At 70.2% G+C, this 4,044-nt stretch carries 4 protein-coding genes; 2 read left to right on the top strand and 2 right to left on the bottom strand.

Annotation, left to right across the window (positions count from 1 at the left end; translation table 11 throughout):
* Together FJ251_14195 and FJ251_14190 are read right to left on the bottom strand one after the other, a co-directional pair.
* Nucleotides 1–497 (bottom strand): response regulator transcription factor (locus FJ251_14195; GenBank protein MBM4118855.1); only part of this gene is annotated, 497 nt, incomplete at its 3' end.
* Nucleotides 494–1,567: a sensor histidine kinase gene (locus FJ251_14190; GenBank protein MBM4118854.1), complete on the bottom strand. Its 1,074-nt coding sequence runs from the start codon at nt 1,565–1,567 to the stop codon at nt 494–496. The genes FJ251_14195 and FJ251_14190, both read right to left, overlap by 4 nt.
* A 135-nt stretch (nt 1,568–1,702) precedes the next feature.
* On the opposite strand from FJ251_14190, the gene FJ251_14185 reads away from it, so the two are divergent.
* Together FJ251_14185 and FJ251_14180 are read left to right on the top strand one after the other, a co-directional pair.
* Nucleotides 1,703–3,523 carry a CoB--CoM heterodisulfide reductase iron-sulfur subunit A family protein gene (locus FJ251_14185; GenBank protein ID MBM4118853.1) on the top strand — a complete coding sequence of 607 codons (1,821 nt, stop codon included), beginning with the start codon at nt 1,703–1,705 and terminating at the stop codon, nt 3,521–3,523.
* 7 nt (nt 3,524–3,530) lie between these two features.
* Nucleotides 3,531–4,044 (top strand): 4Fe-4S dicluster domain-containing protein (locus tag FJ251_14180; GenBank protein MBM4118852.1); only part of this gene is annotated, 514 nt, incomplete at its 3' end.

Below are 4,044 nucleotides of genomic sequence, written 5' to 3'. Positions count from 1 at the left end.
GCGACGAGGCGCAGCACTTCCAGTTCGCGCGGCGTCAGCTCCGGCCCCGCCTCGGGCTCCGTCTCGCCCTGCACGCGCCGGACGTAGTCCTTCACCACCTTGGCGGCGACGGCCGGATCGAGCGGCATGCCGCCGGCCACGACCTCCTTCAGCGCGCGGACCAGCTCGTCGCTGGTGGCCCGCTTGAGCATGTAGCCCGAAGCGCCGCCGGCCAGGAGGCGCTGCACGTGTTCCTCGTCGTCGTACATGGACAGCACGAGCACCCGGGCCTCGGGCAGGGCGGCCCGGATGCGGCGCGTGGCCTCGATGCCGTTCGCGCCGGGCATCATCAGGTCCATCACCACCACGTCCGGACGCAGTTCGAGAGCCTTGCGCACGGCCTCCTCGCCGCCCGCGGCCTCGCCGACCACCTCGACGTCTCGCTCGCTAGAGAAGAGCGCGCAGAGGCCCTCGCGAAAGAGCGTGTGGTCGTCGACGATCAGAACGCGAATGCTCATGCCCGCGACGCCTCCTTGGCCGCCCAGCCATCGGGCAGCGTGACCAGGGCGAAGACGCGCGTGCCCGCGCCCGGCTCGGTGACGATGTTGAAGCGCCCCCCGAGCTGGGCGATGCGCTCGCGCATCGTCGTCAGGCCCAGCCCGCGCGCCCGCGCCTCGGCGAGGTCGAAGCCGCGCCCGTTGTCGAAGACCGTCAGGGTCGCGAAGCCCGGCTTGATCTCCAGCCCCAGCTCGATGCGGCTGGCCCCGGCGTGCTGGACCGCGTTCGCCAGCGCCTCCTGGCCGACGCGGTAGAGCGCGGTCTCGATCTGGGGCGGCAGGCGCGGGGAGTCCTCGTCCAACTGGCTGAGGATCTCCAGGCCGGGCTGTTCGGCGCGCGCCCGGGCGTACCAGCGCAGCGCGGCCGCCAGGCCGAGGTCGTCGAGCATGGCCGGGCGCAAGTCATAGACAGCCGATCGCAACTGGTCGAGAGCCTGCTTGATCAGGGCCCGCGCCGGCTCCACGCTGACCCGCGCCCGCTCGCCGCCGGCGAGTTGCCGCTCGACGAGGCCGAGATTGAGCATCGCGGCGGCGAGGATCTGGCTGGTGTTGTCGTGCAGCTCGCGCCCGATGCGCTGGCGCTCCGCCTCGATGGAGCCGAGCAGGCGGGCCGAGAACTGCAAGGAGGCGTCCTCGGCCTGGTCGAGCAGGGTGGCGGCCGAGGCGATCACGTCCATCATCCCCGATGCGCGCACGCCGGCGATCGCCTCGCGGGCCCGCTGGCCGTCGCGGATCGCGTCCAGCGCCCGGGCCAGCTCCATCAGCGGCCGGAAGTGATCCCAGAAGGCGAGGTAGTTGACGAGAAACGTGACGAAGGCGCCGCAGCTGAAGAAGGTCAGGGCGAGGACGAGCCCCGAGTGGCGGGCGGCCAGGGCGCGCGTGAGGTAGGTGCCGGCCACGGCCCCCAGCAGGACCACCGCGAAGTTGAGCAGCATCGTCTTCTGGAAGAGCGTTAGGCGGCGGAAGCGGCCGAGGAGCCCTAAGGCACCTTTCCGCGGAGGCCGCCGGCTCTCTCGGGCGTCAACCTGCATTTCGACTGGGAGTCTAGAGGATTTGCCCAGAGGAGGCCATACAGCATTAACCCTAGACACGACCCTGGCAATCGGCTAGACTCCCAGGTTGTATAGGGCAACCACCCTAGTTGGGTGGGCGAAGGGGAGGCTCCCATGCGGGTTGGCGTGTTCGTCGGGCAGGTGTTCGACGGGGGCGAGATCAGCCTCGAGACGGTGGCGTTTTACGCTCGCAACCTGCCGCAGGTGGAGCGGGTCGAGGTGCTGGGCCTCAGGCCCCGTCTGGACCCGCACGCGCTCGCCGGCGAGCTGCGGCGCAGCCGCCTGGAACGCATCGTTCTGGCGGGCGACTCACCCGGCCACTTCAAGCCCGCCTTCGCCCGAGCCGCGGCCGCGGCCGGGCTGGACGCCGGCGAACTGCGCCTGGCCTCCTTCCGCGAGCATGGCGTGCGGGCGGGCGGCGAAGGGCTCGAGCGCGCCAAGGCCGTGCTCGCCTGCGCGGTGCAGGGCGTGCCCTTCCCGCTGGTGGCCGTGCCTCACCAGCTGCCGGTCAATCCCGCGACCCTGATCATCGGCGGCGGCGTCGCGGGCATCCAGGCCGCGCTCGAGATCGCCGATGCCGGCAAGCAGGTCTACCTGATCGAGCGGGGACCGACCATCGGCGGGCACATGGCGATGTTCGACAAGACCTTTCCCACCCTCGACTGTTCGGCCTGCATCCTGACGCCCAAGATGGTCGCCGTTGCCGACCACGAGATGATCACCTTGATGACCTGCACCGAGGTGCTCGAAGTGACAGGGCTGCCCGGCGCATTCGCGGTGCAGGCCCGCCGCCACCCTCGCCGCGTCGACCCCAAGGCCTGCATCGCCTGCAACGCCTGCACGGACGTCTGCCCGGTCTCCACGGCCAGCGAGTTCGATTCCGGTCTGACCAGCCGCAAGGCGATCTACATCCCCTTCCCGCAGGCGGTCCCCAACGCCAACGTGGTCGATCCCGAAACCTGCCGCTGGGTGCTGAGCCACGGCGAGAAGTGCGGCGCCTGCGTCAAGAAGTGTCCCAAGGACTGCATCCACCTGGACGAGCCGGACGAGCAGCTCGAGTTCAAGGTGGGCAACATCGTCCTCGCCACCGGCTACGACCTGTTCGACGCGCAGAAGATCGAGCGCTACGGCTACGGCCGCTACCCGAACGTCCTCACCTCCCTCGAGTTCGAGCGGATGACCAACGCCTCCGGGCCGACCGGAGGCAAGATCGTGCTCAAGACCCCGCGCCTGAACAAGCGGACCAAGACCGAGGACTGGGTGGTGGAGCCGGGGGGGGCCGCGCCGCGCAGCGTGGCCATCATCCACTGCGTCGGCTCGCGCGATGCCAACTACAACGCCTACTGCTCGCGCGTGTGCTGCATGTACTCGCTGAAGTTCGCCCACCTCGTGCGCGAGAAGCTACCGGACGCCACCTGCCACGAGTTCTACATCGACATGCGCGCCTTCGGCAAAGGCTACGAGGAGTTCATGGAGCGCATCAAGGCCGAAGGCACGCAGGTGATCCGCGGCCGCACGGCCCAGGTCGTGCAGGTGGATGGCCAGCAGCGCGTGCGCGGCGAGGACATCCTGCGCGACCGCCACGTCGAGTACCCGGCCGACCTGGTGATCCTCGCCGTGGGCGTCGTGCCGGCGCAGGGCACGGCCGAGCTGGCGGCGGCGCTCGGCCTGCCGCGGGACGGCGACGGCTGGTTCTCCGAGCTCAACTACAACGGCCGCCCCACGCAGACGGAGCGGGGCGGCATCTTCGTGGCCGGCATGTGCCAGGGACCCAAGGATATTCCGGATACGGTGGCGCAGGCCTCGGCGGTGGCGGCGGGCGTGCTGAAGAGCATCGCCAGCGGCCACGGCGAAGATGACCTGAGTACGCTGACGCTCAGCGAGATCGAAGCCCGCGCCAGGGCGGTGGACGCGGCGCTGGTCGAAGGGTGGTGATGCCGCGATGGCGATTCGGGTCAATCCCAAGCTGATCGACGACTTGGCCAAGTTCGGCGCCGAGGACGTGCAGAAGTGCTACCACTGCGGCAGCTGTTCGGCCGTCTGCGAGCACTCGGACGACCGCTTCATGTTCCCGCGCCGGCCGATGCGCCTGCTGCAGATGGGCCTCGAGCAGCGCCTGCGCACCTCGCTGGACCCCTGGCTCTGCTACTACTGCGGCCAGTGCTCCACCCAGTGCCCCCGCGGCGCGGAGCCCGGCGAGACGATGATGAGCCTGCGCCGCTGGCTCACCTCGCGCTACGACTTCACGGGCATCTCGCGGCTCTTCTACCGCTCCTGGCGGGCCGAACTGGCGGCGATCCTCCTGGTCGCGGCGGCGACGGCGGTGGGCTTCACGGCCTACGGCCTCCGCCACGGCGAGCTCGGTATCTACTCCGGACCGGGCGCTTTCCTGGACAGCGCCGCCGTGCACCGTTTCGACTGGGCGCTGGCGACGGTGCTCGTCCTCCTGCTGGCGA

Source organism: bacterium, from assembly GCA_016873475.1.
Lineage (GTDB): Bacteria > Krumholzibacteriota > Krumholzibacteriia > JACNKJ01 > JACNKJ01 > VGXI01.
This window is presented reverse-complemented; position numbering and strand designations above follow the sequence as displayed.

What these genes read in the sequence shown, in the direction of transcription:
- FJ251_14190 (MBM4118854.1), bottom strand. Translation starts at nt 1,567, where the DNA reads ATGCAGGTTGACGCCCGAGAGAGCCGGCGGCCTCCGCGGAAAGGTGCC.
- FJ251_14185 (MBM4118853.1), top strand. Translation starts at nt 1,703, where the DNA reads ATGCGGGTTGGCGTGTTCGTCGGGCAGGTGTTCGACGGGGGCGAGATC.